The sequence below is a fragment of the Sphingomonas sp. genome, from assembly GCF_023266535.1.
In the GTDB taxonomy this organism is placed as follows: domain Bacteria; phylum Pseudomonadota; class Alphaproteobacteria; order Sphingomonadales; family Sphingomonadaceae; genus Sphingomicrobium.
Genome location: NZ_JAHFPY010000058.1, coordinates 1 through 17,699 on the forward strand (window position 1 = coordinate 1; position 17,699 = coordinate 17,699).

Genomic DNA, 17,699 nt, shown 5'->3' on the forward strand with positions numbered 1-17,699 from the left:
GGCCGCTGCTCGCGCTGGGGCATCGTCGCCTTCGCCAGTTCGCTCGACCAGGCCGGGCCGATGGCCCGCACGGTGCGCGACTGCGCCATCATGCTCGAAGCCATGGCGGGCTTCGATGCCAAGGACGCGACCTCGCTCAACCTCCCGGTGCCGCAGTGGGAAGCGGGCCTGACCAGCGACCTGCGCGGCAAGAAGGTCGGCATCCCCAAGGAATATCGCATCGACGGCGTCCCGGCCGAGATCAACGCCATCTGGGACCAGGGCATCGAGTGGCTCAAGGACGCCGGCGCAGAGGTGGTGCAGATCAGCCTGCCGCACACAAAGTATGCGCTGCCGACCTATTACATCATCGCCCCAGCCGAGGCCTCGTCCAACCTCGCCCGCTATGACGGGGTGCGTTACGGCCTCCGCGATACGCCGCAGGGCGGCAACCTCGACGCCATGTATGCCGCGACCCGCGCCGAAGGCTTCGGCGCCGAGGTCAAGCGCCGCATCATGATCGGCACCTATGTGCTGTCGGCCGGCTTCTACGACGCCTATTTCACCAAGGCGCAGAAGGTCCGCACCCTGATCAAGCGCGACTTCGCCGAGGCGTTCCGCGACTGCGACCTGATCCTGACCCCGACCGCGCCCTCGGCGGCATTTGGGCTGGGCGAGAAGATGGCGGATCCGCTGGCGATGTACCTCAACGACGTATTCGCGGTCCCGGCCAGCCTTGCCGGCCTGCCGGCCATGTCGGTCCCCGGCGGGCTTGACGGGCAGGGCCTGCCCCTCGGCCTGCATTTGATCGGCCGCGAACTCGATGAGCAGGGCGTCCTCAACGCCGGCCTCGCCATCGAGGAGCGGGCAGGGTTCAATCATCGGCCCAAGAGGTGGTGGTGAGCATGTTGCTCGACATAATCCGGCAGTCCGTCGTTGTAAGTCTCAGCGAATGGACCTCCAAGAAGCTCGGCTGGATCAAGGTGCCCAAGCGGGTTCCATCGCCAGAAGAGCGAGATCGGGCGAAAGTTCTTGAGCGCCGGGCAAAGAGTCGGCGCAACCGGAGACAGAATCGTGGCTGACGCAACGGCACCCTATCGCATCAAGGGCGAAACCGGGGATTGGGAGGTCGTGGTCGGCCTCGAAGTCCATGCCCAGGTCACCTCCAACGCCAAGCTCTTCTCCGGCGCGGCGACCGCGTTCGGGGCCGAGCCCAACACCCAGGTGTCGCTGGTCGACGCGGCCATGCCGGGCATGCTGCCGGTGCCCAACCGCGAATGCATCCGCCAGGCGGTGCGCACCGGCATGGCGCTCGACGCGGTGATCAACCGCTGGAGCCGCTTCGACCGCAAGAATTATTTCTATGCCGACCTGCCGCAGGGCTATCAGATTTCGCAGCTCTACCATCCGCTGGTCGGGCCGGGCGAGGTCGAGATCCTGCTCGACGACAAGGACGAGAACAGCGTCAAGCAGATCGGCATCGAGCGCATCCATGTCGAGCAGGACGCCGGCAAGCTGATGCATGACCAGCATCCGACCATGAGCTATGTCGACCTCAACCGTTCGGGCGTCGCGTTGATGGAGATTGTGTCGCGGCCTGACATGAGTTCCCCAGCCGAAGCAGGGGCTTACTTAAGGAAGCTGAGGGCAATTCTCCGTTACGTTGGCTCATGCGATGGCAATATGGAGGAAGGCTCGATGCGCGCCGACGTCAATGTCAGCGTGCGCGAGGTGGGCGGCGAGCTCGGCACCCGCACCGAGACCAAGAACGTCAATTCGGTCCGCTTCGTCATGGCGGTGATCGAGCATGAGGCGCGCCGCCAGGTCGAAGTGCTGGAGGGCGGCGGCCAGATCGTCCAGGAAACCCGCCTTTACGATCCCGACAAGAATGTCACCCGCACGCTGCGGTCGAAGGAGGATGCGCACGATTATCGCTACTTCCCCGACCCGGACCTGCTGCCGCTCGAGCTCGACGAGGCCTTCCTTGACGAATGCCGCACTTCGCTGCCCGAGCTGCCCGACGACAAGCGCAAGCGCTACGAAGGGCTGGGGATCAGCGCCTACAACGCCTCGGTGATCACCGCGGAGGTCGAGACTGCGCGCTGGTTCGACGGGCTGCTAGAGGCGGGCGCGGAGCCCAAGCAGGGCGCCAACTGGACGGTCGCCGAGCTGTTCGGGGCATTGAACCGCCGCGGCGAGGGCATCTCGACGACCGGCATCTCGCCCGGTGAGGCCGCCGAGCTATTGAAGCTGGTCGCCGACGGCACGATCAGTGGCACCATCGCCAAGCAGGTGTTCGAGATCATGCTCGAAACCGGCGACGCGCCGTCGAAGATCGTCGAGGAAAAGGGCCTCAAGCAGACCAGCGACACGGGTGCGATCGACGCAGAGATCGACAAGATCCTCGCCGCCAATGCCGACAAGGTCGCCGAATATAAGGCCGGTAAGCAGGCGCTGTTCGGTTTCTTCGTCGGTCAGACGATGAAGGCGATGGCCGGCAAGGCCAACCCTGGCGTGGTCAACGAGCGGCTGCGGGCGAAGCTCGACGGTTAGAGCGCCGGCGACGGCTGCACATTCACAAAGCCCTTGGCCCAGATCAGCGTCTCTCCGGGCTTCGCGCCACCCTGCTGGATCGACGGGCCGTAGTATCCCGCGGCGAAGGCTTTTGCGCGGCCCTTTGCGGCGATTGCCTTGGCGTCGGCTTCGCTTATGTCGAGCGTGAATGGGATGAGTTGTTCGAGGCTGGCAAAGGCGTTGGTAAGCGCCGCCTTGGCTAGCTTTCCATCATCGGCGCTCCATCTCGCGACATTTTCGCTCGCGTCCAATGAAGGCGAGCGCAGCAACACAACGCTGGTAATCAGCTCCCGATAGATTGGGGCTGGCGAGGGTGCACCCTTTTTGGCCGGCGGTGACACCAGGCGAACGTCGGCAACAACGCGAACCTGAGTGAAGTCGGGCGATGTTTCGTAACGGTAGATTACCAACGCGGATGTAGGCGCGGTGTCGGCGGATGCGCCGCTGCTAGCTAGCGATATTTTGTTGGGGTGTAGCCAGCTCGATTTGGCCAATGCCGCTTCGGTCGTCGCGAGCGCCAGCGCATCGATATCGAAGCCGTTGAGTGCTTGCCGCAGGGGGGCAATCTCTGCCTCGGCCTGTGCCCTGGCGGACTGGCTCAGGACCTGCTTCTTGTCATCCATTCCGGCAATAATGATTGACCCGAGAATGCCACCACCCCCGCTGTCACTGCTGGCCACTCGGCCGATGTCGATGGTGGATTCGATCTGCCTTTGGCCGACGATGACCTGTGCCGGGTGTCCGCTAGCAATTGCGCGATCTTTCGCCCCGACGACATCGGGAACGTCGGCAGCCAAAGCAGGAGAATGTGCCAAGGTCGAAGCCAGACAACAGGCCAGCATCATGGCGAGGATACGCATCAAATCCTACTCCGATGTAGGGCGGGGGCTGCGCTCCGGACCGCGCCAGCCCCGCCGCTCGAACGCTTACTTTGCCGGACGGACGCCGGCCGCGAACTCGGTGAAGTTCTTCGCGAATGCTTCGCGCAGGTCCTTTTCCGCATTCTCGGTCTCATCCGTGGTCTTCGGCGGGAAATAGGTCAGGCCATTGCCGCCGCGACCCTTGACCAGCTCCGCCGTGGTCTTGCCCCCACGGAAATCCTTGAGCACGAACCGGTTGTTGAGCGAGCGTCCGTAAATCGCTGCCTTCTTGTAGAAATTCTGCGTAATGATCAGCTCGACATAGCAGGGTGCTGCCGACGACGAGAGCCGCGTTTTCGCCTGGGTTGTGATCTTGCGGTCCGCGATCGGCGTTTCATAGATGATCTGCGACGGAGGCAGCTTCAGGCTGGCCAGCACGTCGACCGACTTCAGCGCTTCAATCTGCAGGCGGGGACCAAGCGCTTCCTTCAGATACTCGGCCTCGCTGATGTTGCGGCTCTTATTCTGCGCTGCATCAGCGACCGCACCAATGATGCCGAAACCAGACAGCATCGTGGTCGTCATGGCCTGGCCCTCTAGAGTCGGGAAGACATGCAGTTCACAAACCGGCTTGGGCGCCTCCGGCGTGATTACAACTGGCACCGGCACCGGCGCGGGGGTCGCTACCGGCGCGGCTTCCGGCGTGGTCACCGGAGCGGCTTCGGCGGCGCTCGCAGGGGCTGCGTCCTGGGCACTCGCCGGCAAGGTGCAAATGGCGGAAGCGGCGATCGCAATCCCCAAGCTAAGTGGCATCGTCTTCATTCATGGTCTCCTATGTTCGGATATTTTAGCGCGAATGGAATGCGGGCTTGATCGGTTATTCTTTACTGACCGTTGGAACGGCGGGTTCTGGCAATTTCGCATCGACCGCTTCAATCGCGGTGGTCGGGACGGCCGCCGTGCGCGGCTGGGCTCCAGCAACGAAGGCGATGTCTTCACCGGTGCGGGCCTTGAGTTCGCGGCCTTTCGGGATCACGCCCGGCTTGCCCTTGATGAAGCCGGAAAACACACCGACAGCGAACCAGGTAGCGGCGGTGGCGCCATTCTTGTTGGCACCTTCTTCGCGGTAGCGGCCGTCGAGCAACACCTTGGCCCCGTTCAGCTCTAGCTGGCGCAGCGAAATGCTCAGGATGCCGGGCTTACCAAATCCGCCGTTGTTGGTAGCGAAGGTCACCTCGCCGATACCGGTGGTGCCCTTGGGTATGACGATCGTCGCCCCTTCTACCACGTCATGCAAAACGGTGACCTGGAATTTATCTCCAGCCTTGCTCGTCTTGGTCGATATCTCCTGATCGAGCATGACGATTACCGGAGTGCCGGCAGGCAATTTTGACTGGGCGAAAGTGACCGGAACGGAAGCGGGTTGGGCCGGCGCCGGCAATGCTGGCGGCTCAATTGTCTGGCTGGCTGCTAAGCCCGATGTGGAAATGATCACGGTACCAAGTGCCGCCTTCGAAAACGCTCTAAACTTACGCACGATTCTTGAAATCCCCCGAAATCACCCTTGGGCTAACAGCCTGAAATTTTTCACACAAGTGCGATTTTGCTTAGTCCTCTTCCGTCTCTCATTTGTCATGCTAGGCAGCCACTCGTGCGCAGCTTTTGGGGCGGAGGATTCGGTTCGATGCGTTTGAACTTGGTGGCGGCCGCCCTGGCTGCGTCGGTCGCGACTTCGGCTCCAGCCCAGCCGGCGCAACAGCCTCCGAAGCTGATTGTGGCGATCGCCGTCGACCAATTCTCGGCCGACCTTTGGGACGAATATCGCCCGCATTTCACGGCCGGCCTGGCGCGGATCGGGTCGGGCGTCGCCTTCCACAATGGCTACCAGTCGCACAACGCGACCGAGACCTGCCCAGGGCATTCGACCATCCTCACCGGCAGCCATCCGTCGCGCACCGGCATCATCGCCAATCTGTGGTTCGATCTTGGCCAGCAGCGGGAAGACAAGGCCGTCTATTGCGCCGAGGACGAGCGGGTGCCCGGCACCAACTCGCTCGCTTACTCGGTATCGCCGATGCATTTGCTCGTCCCGACGCTCGGCGAATGGCTTAAGGGCACGCATCCCGGCAGCCGCAATGTCGCGGTCGCCGGCAAGGATCGCGCCGCGGTGATGATGACCGGCCAGAAGCCGGACCAACGTTGGTATTGGGCCAACACCAAGTTCGCCACCGACCTTAAGGGCGCGACCGTCCCGCAGACCGTCACCAAGGCCAATGAGGCGATCGCCAAGGCGCTGCTCGAATATCGCCAGCCGATGGAGGCGCCGGCCCTGTGCCAGGCCAAAGCCAAGTTGTTCGACATCGAAAATCGCGACAAGCCGGTCGGGACGGGCCTGTTCGCCCGCAATGCCGAGGACCAGGCCGCGTTTCGCGCCTCGCCGGAGCTGGACGGCGACACGCTGGCGATTGCCGCCGGGCTGGTCGACGAGATGCAGCTCGGCCGCGGCAAGGATCCGGACGTGCTGGCGATCAGCCTGTCGGCGACCGACTATGTCGGCCACAGCTATGGCACCCAGGGGCAGGAAATGTGCCTGCAGTTGATCGAGCTCGATCGCGAGCTGGGCGATTTCCTGTCGTTCCTCGATAGCCGCGGGCTCGATTACAGCGTGGTGCTGACCGCCGACCATGGCGGGCTCGACATTCCGGAGCGCCAGCGCACCGAAAGTCATCCGGACGCCGCGCGGATCGACGTCAATCTCAACGCCGGCAGGATCGGCCTCGACCTCGTCAAGAAGTACAAGCTGCCGGGCTTCGGCCTCTACGGCGACGGCACGTTCGGCGACGTCTACGTCGACCCCGCGCTCACGCCCGCGCAGCGCAAGCTGGTGCTCGACGGCGCAGTCGCTGCCTATCGCGCCCACCCGCAGGTCGAGGCGGTGTTCACCGCGGACCAGCTCGCCGCCACCCCGGTGCCGACCGGCTCGCCAGTAGGCTGGACCCTGATCCAGCGCGCCAGGGCCAGCTATTATCCCGGCCGCTCGGGCGATTTCGTGGTGCTGCTCAAGAAGGAGATCACCCCGATTTTCGATACCAGCCGCTATGTTGCCACGCACGGCAGCCCGTGGGACTACGACCGCCGCGTGCCGATCCTTTTCTGGCGCCCGGGCATGGCCCCGCTGGCGCTGGATTCGCCGGTCGAGACGACCGACATTCTGCCGACGCTGGCGGCCACTATCGGCCTCGCCATCCCTGCCGGCTCGATTGACGGCCACTGCCTCGTCGCAGTTGCGGGCAATAACTGTACGCCGCGCTAACCATTTTAAATCGCTTGCCTTTTTTTCGCTGACTCGGCAGCTTTGCGTCACCTGCACAATCATCGGGGAGAGGGCGATGCGCCGTGTTGCCTTGGCGCTGTTGGGGTCGGTCGCGCTGGCGGGCTGCGTCTCGACCCGCCAATATGCCGACGTCGAATTCACCCCGCCGCAGGGTGACTACAAGCTGCTGGTGATGCGGCCCGATGTCAGCGTTGGCTCGGTTACCACTGGAGGCCTGGTCGAGCCCCGCGCCGACTGGACCGAGACGGCGAGGACCAAGGTGCTGGCAGCGCTCAGGGCGCAGCAGGTGGCGCGCGGCGGCAACGTCTTCATCATGGACAAGCGCAGTTCGCTGCCTGGCGTAGACGCCGAGACCATCGCCGAGCTTGAGCGGCTGCATTATGCGGTCGGCAGCTCGATCGCCCTCCATAAGTATTCCGGGGCCTATCTCCCGACCAAGCGCGACAAGGGTCTCGACTGGACCCTGGGCGAGGATGCCGTCGCGCTCGGTCGTCGCACCGGTTACGACTATGCCCTGTTCCTCCATGCCGAGGACAGCTTTGCCTCGAGCGGGCGGGTTGCCCTCCAGGTACTGGGCATTGCCGGCTGCTTCGTCGGCTTTTGCGCCCCCAACGTCGGCGGCGCCGGCCAGTTCGCCTATGCCAGCCTGGTCGACCTGCGTACCGGCGAAGTGGTCTGGTTTAACGTGCTGCAGGCCAGCAGCCAGGTCGCCGGAATCAAGATGGGCGATATCCGCACCGACGAGGGCGCTGCCCAAATGGTCGACCGGCTGCTCGATCGGATGAAGCCCGGCCGCAACGTTCAGCGCCGCGAACGCCAGCCATGAGCTGGTCGCGACGATCCATCCTTGCCGTCGGCGGCGCGCTCGGCGCTGTCACTGCCGTCGGAACGGCCCAAGCGCGCATCCTCCCCAAGGACATGCAGCCGCTAATCGGGCCCGGCTATCGGGCGGTCGACCAAGATGAAAAAGGCATGTGGCAGCAGATGGAGCGGGTCGAGGAGGAAGTCTCCGGCTCCAACCTGCTGATCAAGGACCCACAGCTGACCGCCTATCTTGGGGGGCTGATCGGCCGGGTTGGCGGGCCCGCGGCAAAGGACATGCGCATCTATCTGGCGCGCATTCCGGAATTCAACGCGGTGATGTTTCCGACCGGCTTTGCCGTGATTTTCTCGGGCCTCTTGCTGAGAATGCGCAACGAGGCGCAGCTGGCCGGCGTGATTGCCCATGAAAGCGGGCATTTCCTCCGCAAGCACCAACTCCGCCAATGGCGCGATGTTCGCCGCAAGACCGACATATTCTCGTTCCTGGCGATGGGCACCGGCCTCGCCGGCGGGGTGACCGGAGTCTATGCCGGTGACCTCGTCCAACTGGCCCAGCTCGGCACCATCCTGTCGCTACTCAAATATAATCGCACGCTGGAGGCCGAAGCCGATGCCATGGGCATCCGGCTGCTGGCCGAGGCCGGCTACGATCCGATGGCGATGAGCCAGACCTGGGAGCAATTGATCGCAGAGCTCGACCTCAGCGCCAAGTATCGCCGCAAGAAGCGTGAACGGGACTTTGCATTATTCTCGACCCACCCTTCGCCGGAATCGCGCATGGCGGATCTCAAGATCTCTGCCGCCGAGATGGCAATGCCGGGGAAGACCTACGAGGCTTATCGCGCTCGCTATCTGACGGCACTGGCGGCTATCCGGCCGACCCTGCTCGACGACCAGGTCAAGCTCAACGATCCGGGCGCCAGCCAGTTCGTGGTCGAAACGCTGGCCAAGGATGGCTGGAACGGCCTGCTGCGCTTCTACGAAGGAGAGATATGGCGGCTGCGCAACAGCAACAAGATGGGCGACGAAGCGCGCGCTGCTCAGGGATATGCGGCAGCTGTCCAATTTTCCGACGCGCCGCCCGATGCGTGGCGGTGGCATGGCATCATGTTGCTGAAGCAAGGGCGGGGCCCTGAGGCGCGGGCTGCGTTCGCCCGATACCTTCAGCTCGCGCCCAAAGCACCGGACGCGCCGCTGGTGCGCCAGATGATGGTCGGTTGAGGAGATAGGCGATGGTTCGGCGTATTTCCTTGCCGGTTGCTCTGGTCATGGTGCTCTCAGCCTGCACCGGGGCTGGAGGCGACGGGTTTGGCTATGGCGGCTATTCGCTGGTCAGGGTCAAGGAAGTGCGGGTCGGCGACAACAGCCTGGCTGTCACGCCGCCCCGAGAATGGAACAAGATCTCGGCCAGCCTCTTCACCGACATCAGGACCGTCGAGGACTGGACCCAGAACGGCCCCTATCTCGACGGGATCAGCTTCGTCACCGGCCTCAAGGACGGCAAGGCCCTAGTCTACCAGCGCAGCCGCGACGACCGGCAGGTGCCCAAGTTCCGGTCGAACATGACTCCTCCCGAAATCACGGCGATCGTCGAAAGCCTGTTCCGGGTCCGCGGCGGAGCGGTTGATTTTACGACGCTGGCCCTGACGCCTCGCCCATTCCTGGGGGCCCACGGCTTCCAATATGATTTCGAGCATCTCGACAGCGATGAAGTTCGGCGCAAGGGCCGGGCCGTCGGCGCGGTGATTGACGGCAAGCTTTACCTCATCCTGTTCGATGCAGCGCGGTCGCACTATTACAACGCACTGCTCCCCGATTTCGAAGCGATCGTCAGCTCGGCAAGGCGCGTCTAACGGACAACCGGGTCGGGCGGAGGAGGGGGCTCGGGCTCCCCCGGCAGCGGCGGCACATGGCCAGGCTCATCGGCCGGCGGCGGATCACCAGGCCGAGGCGGCCGGCTAGCCATAAACGGATCCATGCGGCTGTGTAGCCGAAATGGCATCGCCTTGCACTTGCCCCAGCGTCGATCCTTGCTATAGGCCGCCACCTTCAGGCGTCCGCGCGGGCGTGGCGGAATTGGTAGACGCGCTGGATTTAGGTTCCAGTATCGCAAGATGTGGGGGTTCGAGTCCCTTCGCCCGCACCACCGCCCGTGTGACACGCACAGATATTACGAATTGGGATTTTCGCCGTGACCATGAAGACCGTCGAGACGGAAAATGAAGGCCTGAAGCGGGCCTATAAGCTGACCATTCCCGCCAAGGACATCGACGCCCGCGTCGACGGCGAGATCAAGCGCATCGCACCGACTGTGCGCATGCCCGGCTTCCGCCCTGGCAAGGTGCCGCCGAACCTCATTCGCAAGATGCACGGCGAGGCGCTAATGCGCGATGCGCTGAACACCGCCGTCCAGGACAGCGTCCAGAAGCTGATGGCCGACAAGAAGCTCCGTCCGGCGATGCAGCCGGAGGTCGAACTCGACGATAGCTACGAGTCCGGCAAGGATGCCGAGGTGAGCGTCCGTCTCGAAACGCTTCCGGACGTGCCGACGCCGAAGATCGACGACTTGAAGCTTGAACGCTTCAATGTCGACATCGACGAGAAAGCCATTGACGAGCAGCTTAACCAGCTTGCCCAATCGCAGACCCGCTACGAAGACGCCAAGAAGGGCCACAAGGCCGCCAATGGCGACCAGGTCGTGATCGACTTCGTCGGCAAGGTCGACGGCGTCGCGTTCGAAGGCGGCACCGGTGAAGGCATGGCTGTGGTACTCGGTTCGGGCCAGCTAATCCCGGGTTTTGAAGAGCAGATGGTCGGCCTCAAGGCCGGCGATAAAAAGCAGCTCAACGTGACCTTCCCCTCGGACTACCAGGCCGAGAATCTCAAGGGCCAGCCGGCGACCTTCGACGTCAAGGTGACGGAGGTGAAGACTGCCGGCGAGACCAAGCTCGACGATAGCTTCGCCAAGCAACTGGGCCTCAACGATCTCGACCAGCTCAAGGGCTTGCTGCGCGACCAGCAGCAGCAGGAGCTCAACGGCCTCACCCGCACGCACATGAAGCGGCGGTTGCTTGACCAGTTGGCGGCTGACCATGATTTCGACGTTCCGCCGTCGATGGTCGAAGCCGAATATGAGAATATCATGGCCCAGCTACGTCACGAGGCCAGCCATGAGGCTGATCCGGAAGCGGCGCTGAAGGAAGTCGAAGGGGACGCCGACGAATATCGCAAGATCGCGATCCGCCGCGTCCGCCTCGGCCTGCTGCTCAGCGAAATCGGCGCTGCCAATGGCATCGACGTCACCCAGCAGGAAATGAACCGGCTGGTCGGCCAGGCTGCTGCTCAATATCAGCCCAAGGACCGTGACGCGTTCGTTCGCTACGTCCAGCAGACGCCGATGGCCGCGGCCCAGCTCCGCGCTCCGCTCTACGAAGACAAGGTGGTCGACTACCTCTTCTCGAAGGCGGACATCAGCGATCTCACTGTGACCCGTGACGTGCTCGAGCGCGATCTCGAAAGCGAAGAGGGCCATGTCCACGGCCCTGGCTGCGGCCATGACCATGCCAAGCCGGCCAAGAAGGCTGCGGCCAAGAAGCCGGCTGCCAAGGCCGAAGCTCCGGCAAAGGCTAAAGCTCCAGCGAAGAAGGCTGAAGCTAAGGACAAGGTCCCGGCCAAAAAGGCCGCTCCGGCCAAGGCCGAGAAGCCTGGTGCCAAGAAACCCGCCAAGGGCAAGTGATCGGTTCGGCGGACGAGCTCCTGCTGGTTTGCGAGGAGCTTGTTCCCGCACTTGATCGGCTGCGCGAGCAGGGGGCGCGGCTCGATGTCATCTACCCCGCCGACGAGCCGCACACGGCCATCCTCGATCTTGACGGGCGAACGGTCCGGTTGACGACAAGGCCGCACGATGCGCCACCCGGCGACCTTGGCGGCTTCATCCCTGAATTCATCCTGACCAGGGCAGGCGCGTCACCGGGTGAAGGCAGGGCCGGGATGCTCTATCGCGACCTCATCCCGTCTCGGCTTGGCGGGCGCTACATCGCCTCGCACATCACCATTCCTCATGGCGGGCCCGTTTCAGACTGGGTCCATTTCCACCGTGTCGCCTTCCAGCTGATTGTCGTTCGGCGCGGATGGGTGAAAGTCGTTTACGAGGACCAGGGCGAGCCATTCATCATGCAGGCCGGGGATTTGGTGGTGCAGCCTCCGACCATCCGTCACCGCGTTCTGGAAAGCTCGCCAGGGCTTGAAGTTGTCGAGCTAGGTTGTCCGGCGTTGCACGAGACGGTCGCCGACCATCAGGTGCAATTGCCCACCGGCCGGATCGATCCGGCGCGCAATTTCGGCGGCCAACGCTTCTTGCGACATGTTGCATCTGGTTCACCGTGGACGACATGTCACGGCTACGAAGCTCAGGCGACGGGTGTGAAGGACGCCACAAACGGCCTTGCGGATGTCCAGTTCGTCCGTCCCGGGGAATCGACAAGCATCTCCCTTCCTTCGCACGGCGGCGAGCTGCAATTCGGGTTCATCCTCGAAGGCTCTGCTCGACTTGACCGCGATGGGCCGCATCCATTGGGGCCGGCCGACGCATTTATCATTCCGCCCGGCGAGACCTGGAGCCTCAGCGAGCTTTCGCCGGATTTGCGGTTGCTTCACGTTTCCACCGCAAAATCCGCCTAGCGGGACTAGATAATTCGACTCTATAGCCGCCCGGACAAGGGAGGGATTTTCGTTTGAACCACATGCGCATCGCCGTGATTCTCCCATGCTACAATGAGGAAGCAGCGATCGCCGATACGGTCGCCGGCTTCCGCTCGGCGCTGCCGGACGCAACCATCTACGTCTACGACAACAACAGCCGCGACCGGACCGCTGAAATTGCCCGTGCCGCAGGCGCGGTCGTCCGCACGGAACGGCAACAGGGCAAGGGCCATGTCGTGCGGCGCATGTTCGCCGACGTCGATGCCGACGTCTATGTCATGGCCGACGGCGACCTGACCTACGACCCCAAGGCAGCGCCGGAGATGGTGCGGATGCTCCTCGATGAGCAGCTCGACATGGTGGTTGGCACTCGGCAGCATGAGGTGGCCGACGCCTATCGTGGCGGTCATGTCATTGGCAACAAGCTGTTCACTGGCCTGCTCGCTCGGTTGTTTGGACGCAGCTTCTCCGACATTTTCTCCGGCTACCGGATATTCTCGCGGCGGTTCGTCAAAAGCTATCCGGTGCTCTCCGAGGGCTTCGAGATCGAGACGGAAATGAGCGTCCACGCGCTGGAACTGCGCATGCCGGTCGGAGAATTGGAGACGGCCTATGGCGCCAGGCCGGAGGGCTCGACCTCCAAACTCTCAACCTATCGCGACGGCTGGCGGATCCTGAAGACGATCGGCACGCTCTATCGGGTGGAACGGCCGGTCCTGTTTTACGGCGGGATCGGTGCCTTGCTGGTTGTGGCGGCGATCATTCTCGCCATCCCGCTGGTGCTGACCTATCTCGATACGGGGCTGGTCCCGCGCTTCCCGACTGCCATCCTCGCCACCGGCATGGTGATTATCGCCGTGCTGTGTTTCTTCGCCGGGCTCATCCTCGACACGGTAACGCGTGGCCGGCGCGAGATGCGGCGGCTGGCCTATCTCGCGCACCCCGCCGCTTCTGTGGCTCAAAAGTAACAGTACGCCCTGAATAGCGGAGACATACTTCCCGCCGCCGCCTGATTTGTTACTCTCCCGTTTCAGTGGAAAACCTTCATGGAATGCCGCTTAACAGGGAGATAATAAATGAGCCGTTCAACGCTGGCGCTCCGTACCGGGACCGCGCTGCTTGCTTTGGCAGTTGGCAGTGCTGCTTTTGCTCAGGATACCAGCCCTCCAGCTGATGCGTCGCAACCGACGGCGGCCGCGACGGAGCCGTCATCGGGTGGCGAGATCGTTGTCACCGGTTCGCGCATTCGGCAGGACCCGCTCAGCCAGGATTCGCCTGTCGTCAGGCTGGACCAGGACGCCCTGGCCAAGACCGGCCTGTCGGCTGTCGCGGATATCCTGCAGCGCCTTCCGAGCGCCAGCGGCGGTTTGAACACCAAGGTCAACAACAGCGGCAATATCGGCAACCCGCCTGATGGCGGCGGCGTCGGCGCCGGCTCGGCCGAAATCGACCTTCGCTATCTGTCAGCCAAGCGCACCCTGGTGCTCGTCGACGGCCTGCGCTGGGTCAACGGTACGAGCGCGAGCGGCATCCCCGCCACGGTCGACCTCAACACGATTCCGGCCAACATGATCGACCGGATCGAAGTGCTGCAGGCCGGCGCTTCGCCGCTCTACGGCTCGGATGCCATCGCCGGCGTGGTCAACGTGATCACGGTTTCGCGCCAGAAGGGCCTGCGCCTGCAAGCCCAATATGGCCAGTATCTCGGTGAAGGCGACGGCAAAAACCAGGATTATCAGGCCAGCTGGGGCAATGGTGGTGACGGCCCGGTCGATATCGTGGTCGGCGCGTCATACGTGAAGCAGAAAGCCGTCCGCACCGCCGACCGCGATATTTCGGCATTCCCGAACCCGGGCCAAACCGCTTGTTCCAACGGTGGTGGCGGGTGCAGCAGCGCCGCCGCCAACGGGCGCTTCGATACGCGCACTGGGAACGGTCCCCAGCCCGGCATCCTGTTCGGCAACTGGACAACTCACAGTGCGCCAGACAGCACGCCAACAGCGGCCGAGCTGGTGCCGTTCACGGTCGCCGATCGGTTCAATTTCGCCCCGTTCAACTACATCATTACGCCCAACAAACGCTGGGGCGGTTGGGCCAGCGTCAAGGCCGACCTTGGTTCGGACATCAATTTGCGCGTCAAGGCACTGTATAACCGGCGCATTTCGCAGAACCAGGCGGCGTTCGAGCCGCTGTTCATCGGACCTGACGCGGGCAACGGCGCCGGCAGCCTGTTCGACACTTTGTCGATCGACGGCACCAATCCTTTCAACCCGTTTGGAACGACGCTCGAGTCCGGCCTCAATCCGGATGGCACGCCCAATGGCAATACGCAGAGCTACTCGTTCATCGGCCGGCGGATGATCGAGGCCGGCCAGCGCACGTTCAACCAGAAGGTCGACACCTACTCGTTGACCGCGACCCTCGACGGCAAGCTCCACCTGGCCGATCACGAATTCTACTGGGACGTGAATGCGTTGGTTGGCGTCAACAAGGCCAAGCAAAGCTTCACGGGCAACGTTCGCGCCGACCATGTCGCATTGGCTCTCGGGCCGCTCGCGACCTGTAATGCGACGCCGGGCTGCGTGCCGCTGAACATATTCGGCGGAGCGGGATCGATCACGCAGGCCATGCTCGACTATATTGGCTTCACCGAGCGTGATAGCAGCCGCCAGGCACTTGCCGGCTTCACCGCCAATATCACCGGTGACATCGCCGAACTTCCGGCCGGCCCGGTCGGTATCGCTGTGGGCGTTGAGCATCGCTTCCAAAGCGCCAATTTCAAGCCCGACCCGCTAACGGCGGCTGGGCTCAGCGCGGACATTCCCGCCCAACCGGCGCACGGTCATTACAATGTCGACGAAATCTACGGCGAAATTCGGATCCCGATCCTGAAGGAGCAGCCGTTCGCCTACTCGCTCGAAGCGACGGGCGCGGTGCGCCATTCGAGCTATTCGATCAGCGGCAGCAGCACGACCTACACCATCCACGGCTTGTACAAGCCGGTTCAGGATGTGCTGGTCCGCGGCGCCTACACGACGGGCTTCCGTGCCCCGAGCCTGGGCGAATTGTTCGGCGGGCGGTCGCGTTTCGACCTTCCGACGGCTGATCCTTGCTCAAACGTCGCGGGTACGCCTTATTTCAATAATACACCCGGCGTCCGCGCCAACTGCCAGGCCAATGGCGTGCCCGCCAGCGGCAGCTACGCGGAGGATCCAGGCCAGGTTCCAGTCATCACCCAGGGCAACGACCAGCTGAAGCCCGAGAAGTCGAAGAACCTGACGTTCGGCATCGTCTACTCGCCGGAGTGGGCGCGCAGCAACGGCAGCAACTTCAACGTTGAGGTCAATTGGTACGATATCAAGGTGACCAACGCGATCGCCGCGATCGACCCGCAGGTCACGCTCAACAATTGCGCCCTGCTTGGCGATCCGGCCAGTTGCGCACTGGTCAAGCGTACGGCCAACGGCTTCATCAATGAAATTGATGGAACGCTGGACAACCTCGACGGCATCCGCACCAGGGGCATCGACGGGACCCTCAATTACCGGTCGCCGGAAACGGGCGCCGGCCGGTTCGGTCTGTCGTTGAACGCCACCAGGCTGACCAAGTTCGTCCTGACTGCATCGAATGGCTTCGTCGTCCTCGATCGCGTCGGAACGGAACGCGGCAGCCCCGATCAGGCCTATCCGAAGTGGAAGGGCAACTTGACGATCGATTGGTCGCTGGGTGATTTCGGTTTTTCGGTTACCGATCGCTACATCCACAGTGTCATCGAAAGCTCGGGTACCAATCCCGGAAACAAGCTTGGCAGCCGGATATATACCGACATCCAGCTACAATATTCGCCGAGCGCGTTCCTCGACAAGCGCCTGACCTTCACGGCCGGTGTCAACAACCTGTGGGACAAGGACCCGCCGGGCTGCTTCAGCTGCAGCGGCGGCAACTATGACCCGGGCACCTACGACGCGCCGGGCCGCTGGGGTTACGCCCGCATCAGCTACAAGATGTAGCAGCGACAGGGGTAAGGCGGCTCTAACGGGACCGCCGAACGGGGGAGGGCGGTCGGACGCGTTTCGGCCGCCCTTTCCGTTATTCTTCTAGGCTTGAACCTTCGGCGCTTCCGCCCGATGTAGAGTCCGACACTATTCAAGGACCGGCATTTCCCATGGACCATCAAGACATCGTCTCCCAGCTCGTTCCCATCGTCATCGAGCAATCGAACCGGGGCGAGCGCAGCTTCGACATCTATTCCCGGCTGCTGAGGGAGCGGATTGTCTTCATCACCGGCGCGATCGAGGACCATATGGCCTCGCTGATCACCGCCCAGCTGCTCTTCCTCGAGTCCGAGAACCCGAAGAAGGACATTTTCATGTACATCAACTCGCCGGGCGGCGTGGTGACCGCCGGCCTCGCGATCCATGATACGATGCAGTACATTCGGCCCAAGGTCAGCACGGTCTGCATCGGCCAGGCCGCTTCGATGGGCAGCTTCCTGCTTTGTGCCGGTGAGCCCGGGATGCGTATCGCGCTCACCAACAGCCGGATCATGGTCCACCAGCCGTCGGGCGGCGCCCAGGGCATGGCTTCCGACATTGAAATCCAGGCCCGCGAGATCCTGCGCATGCGGACGCGGCTTAATACGCTCTATGCGCAATATACCGGCCAGCCGATCGAGGCGATCGAGACCGCAATGGACCGTGACAAGTTCCTGGAAGCCGACGAGGCCAAGGAATTCGGGTTGATCGACGAAGTGTTCGACCGCCGGCCCGATACCGGTGAGGGCGATTCCAGCGGCGGCGCCGACATCACTCCTGCCTAAACGTCGGAAGGTCCCATTTTACAAGGGCTTCGCCCTTGCCCGGCCCGACTGGACGTTCCATATTTGGGACAGGCACTTGGAACGCGAAACGGCGTTAACCCATCTGCCAGTTTGATTATGCGATAATCCGGTTTAGCATGACCGGTGGCCGCTTCGCGCGGTTTGTACGAAGACAAGGGACCTGAATGACCAAGCTTTCCGGTGGCGGCGACAGCAAGAGCACGCTTTACTGCAGTTTCTGCGGTAAGTCGCAGCATGAGGTTCGCAAGCTGATCGCGGGCCCGACGGTCTTCATCTGCGACGAATGCGTCGAGCTGTGCAACGACATCATTCGCGAGGAAACTAAGTCCGCCTTGGTCAAGACGCGCGATGGCGTTCCGACCCCGTCGGAAATCTACAAGGTGCTCGACGATTATGTGATCGGTCAGCAGCGCGCCAAGCGCGTCCTGTCGGTCGCGGTGCATAACCATTACAAGCGGCTGGCCCACGGTTCCAAGACCGGCACTGACGTCGAACTGGCCAAATCGAACATCCTGCTGATCGGCCCGACCGGCTGCGGCAAGACGCTGCTCGCCCAGACGCTGGCGCGAATCCTCGACGTGCCGTTCAC

15 protein-coding genes and 1 tRNA gene are annotated in these 17,699 nt (G+C 63.0%); 13 read left to right on the plus strand and 3 right to left on the minus strand.

Annotated features, from left to right (window positions below; genetic code table 11):
• A partial coding sequence (locus tag Q0C64_RS09845; protein WP_294123279.1) for an amidase family protein occupies positions 1 to 882 on the plus strand: 882 nt, incomplete at its 5' end.
• Positions 883 to 1,053: 171 nt separating this feature from the next.
• Positions 1,054 to 2,532 carry an Asp-tRNA(Asn)/Glu-tRNA(Gln) amidotransferase subunit GatB gene (gene gatB, locus Q0C64_RS09850; protein WP_294123284.1) on the plus strand — a complete coding sequence of 493 codons (1,479 nt, stop codon included), beginning with the start codon at positions 1,054 to 1,056 and terminating at the stop codon, positions 2,530 to 2,532.
• Here the strand turns inward: gatB and Q0C64_RS09855 are convergent.
• The 3 genes from Q0C64_RS09855 to Q0C64_RS09865 all read right to left on the minus strand — a co-directional run bounded on the left by Q0C64_RS09855 (position 2,529) and on the right by Q0C64_RS09865 (position 4,908).
• On the minus strand, positions 2,529 to 3,413 hold the full coding sequence (locus Q0C64_RS09855; RefSeq protein ID WP_294123286.1) for a hypothetical protein: 885 nt from the start codon (positions 3,411 to 3,413) through the stop codon (positions 2,529 to 2,531). The genes gatB and Q0C64_RS09855 overlap by 4 nt on opposite strands.
• 66 nt (positions 3,414 to 3,479) lie before the next feature.
• On the minus strand, positions 3,480 to 4,235 hold the full coding sequence (locus Q0C64_RS09860; protein ID WP_294123288.1) for a hypothetical protein: 756 nt from the start codon (positions 4,233 to 4,235) through the stop codon (positions 3,480 to 3,482).
• 55 nt (positions 4,236 to 4,290) lie between these two features.
• Complete coding sequence (locus Q0C64_RS09865) at positions 4,291 to 4,908, minus strand: hypothetical protein (protein ID WP_294123290.1); 618 nt, start codon at positions 4,906 to 4,908, stop codon at positions 4,291 to 4,293.
• A gap of 189 nt (positions 4,909 to 5,097) precedes the next feature.
• Here Q0C64_RS09865 and Q0C64_RS09870 point away from each other — a divergent pair, with 189 nt between their 5' ends.
• The 11 genes from Q0C64_RS09870 to Q0C64_RS09920 all read left to right on the plus strand — a co-directional run.
• The gene (locus Q0C64_RS09870) at positions 5,098 to 6,726 is read left to right on the plus strand and encodes an alkaline phosphatase family protein (RefSeq protein ID WP_294123292.1); all 1,629 of its coding nucleotides are present in this window, start codon (positions 5,098 to 5,100) and stop codon (positions 6,724 to 6,726) included.
• A 76-nt stretch (positions 6,727 to 6,802) separates the two neighbouring features.
• Positions 6,803 to 7,573 (plus strand): hypothetical protein, encoded by a 771-nt coding sequence (locus Q0C64_RS09875; protein WP_294123294.1) that lies wholly within the window; start codon positions 6,803 to 6,805, stop codon positions 7,571 to 7,573.
• A complete protein-coding gene (locus tag Q0C64_RS09880; RefSeq protein ID WP_294123296.1) occupies positions 7,570 to 8,790 on the plus strand; it encodes a M48 family metalloprotease in 1,221 nt (406 codons plus the stop codon). Before Q0C64_RS09875 ends, Q0C64_RS09880 begins: the two co-directional genes overlap by 4 nt.
• 47 nt (positions 8,791 to 8,837) lie before the next feature.
• Positions 8,838 to 9,422 (plus strand): hypothetical protein, encoded by a 585-nt coding sequence (locus tag Q0C64_RS09885; RefSeq protein ID WP_294123298.1) that lies wholly within the window; start codon positions 8,838 to 8,840, stop codon positions 9,420 to 9,422.
• 208 nt (positions 9,423 to 9,630) lie between these two features.
• Positions 9,631 to 9,715, plus strand: a tRNA-Leu gene (locus Q0C64_RS09890).
• 51 nt (positions 9,716 to 9,766) lie between these two features.
• On the plus strand, positions 9,767 to 11,305 hold the full coding sequence (tig, locus tag Q0C64_RS09895; RefSeq protein WP_294123308.1) for a trigger factor: 1,539 nt from the start codon (positions 9,767 to 9,769) through the stop codon (positions 11,303 to 11,305).
• Complete coding sequence (locus tag Q0C64_RS09900) at positions 11,302 to 12,249, plus strand: cupin domain-containing protein (protein WP_294123300.1); 948 nt, start codon at positions 11,302 to 11,304, stop codon at positions 12,247 to 12,249. The genes tig and Q0C64_RS09900 overlap by 4 nt, the downstream gene beginning before the upstream one ends.
• Before the next feature lie 62 nt (positions 12,250 to 12,311).
• The gene (locus Q0C64_RS09905; protein ID WP_294123301.1) at positions 12,312 to 13,238 is read left to right on the plus strand and encodes a glycosyltransferase family 2 protein; all 927 of its coding nucleotides are present in this window, start codon (positions 12,312 to 12,314) and stop codon (positions 13,236 to 13,238) included.
• A gap of 108 nt (positions 13,239 to 13,346) precedes the next feature.
• Positions 13,347 to 16,280, plus strand: coding sequence for a TonB-dependent receptor (locus tag Q0C64_RS09910; RefSeq protein WP_294123303.1), 2,934 nt, complete (start codon positions 13,347 to 13,349; stop codon positions 16,278 to 16,280).
• Between the two features lie 155 nt (positions 16,281 to 16,435).
• Entirely contained in the window at positions 16,436 to 17,089 is a 654-nt protein-coding gene (gene clpP / locus Q0C64_RS09915; RefSeq protein ID WP_294123305.1) for an ATP-dependent Clp endopeptidase proteolytic subunit ClpP, read from the plus strand.
• A gap of 185 nt (positions 17,090 to 17,274) precedes the next feature.
• A partial coding sequence (locus Q0C64_RS09920; protein WP_294123307.1) for a ClpX C4-type zinc finger protein occupies positions 17,275 to 17,699 on the plus strand: 425 nt, incomplete at its 3' end.

Bases quoted from the DNA above. Each gene is read 5' to 3' on its own strand.
- Q0C64_RS09855 (WP_294123286.1), bottom strand. From the start codon at position 3,413: ATGCGTATCCTCGCCATGATGCTGGCCTGTTGTCTGGCTTCGACCTTG.
- Q0C64_RS09860 (WP_294123288.1), bottom strand. From the start codon at position 4,235: ATGAAGACGATGCCACTTAGCTTGGGGATTGCGATCGCCGCTTCCGCC.
- Q0C64_RS09870 (WP_294123292.1), top strand. From the start codon at position 5,098: ATGCGTTTGAACTTGGTGGCGGCCGCCCTGGCTGCGTCGGTCGCGACT.
- Q0C64_RS09875 (WP_294123294.1), top strand. From the start codon at position 6,803: ATGCGCCGTGTTGCCTTGGCGCTGTTGGGGTCGGTCGCGCTGGCGGGC.
- Q0C64_RS09880 (WP_294123296.1), top strand. From the start codon at position 7,570: ATGAGCTGGTCGCGACGATCCATCCTTGCCGTCGGCGGCGCGCTCGGC.
- Q0C64_RS09885 (WP_294123298.1), top strand. From the start codon at position 8,838: ATGGTGCTCTCAGCCTGCACCGGGGCTGGAGGCGACGGGTTTGGCTAT.
- tig (WP_294123308.1), top strand. From the start codon at position 9,767: ATGAAGACCGTCGAGACGGAAAATGAAGGCCTGAAGCGGGCCTATAAG.
- Q0C64_RS09905 (WP_294123301.1), top strand. From the start codon at position 12,312: ATGCGCATCGCCGTGATTCTCCCATGCTACAATGAGGAAGCAGCGATC.
- Q0C64_RS09910 (WP_294123303.1), top strand. From the start codon at position 13,347: ATGAGCCGTTCAACGCTGGCGCTCCGTACCGGGACCGCGCTGCTTGCT.
- clpP (WP_294123305.1), top strand. From the start codon at position 16,436: ATGGACCATCAAGACATCGTCTCCCAGCTCGTTCCCATCGTCATCGAG.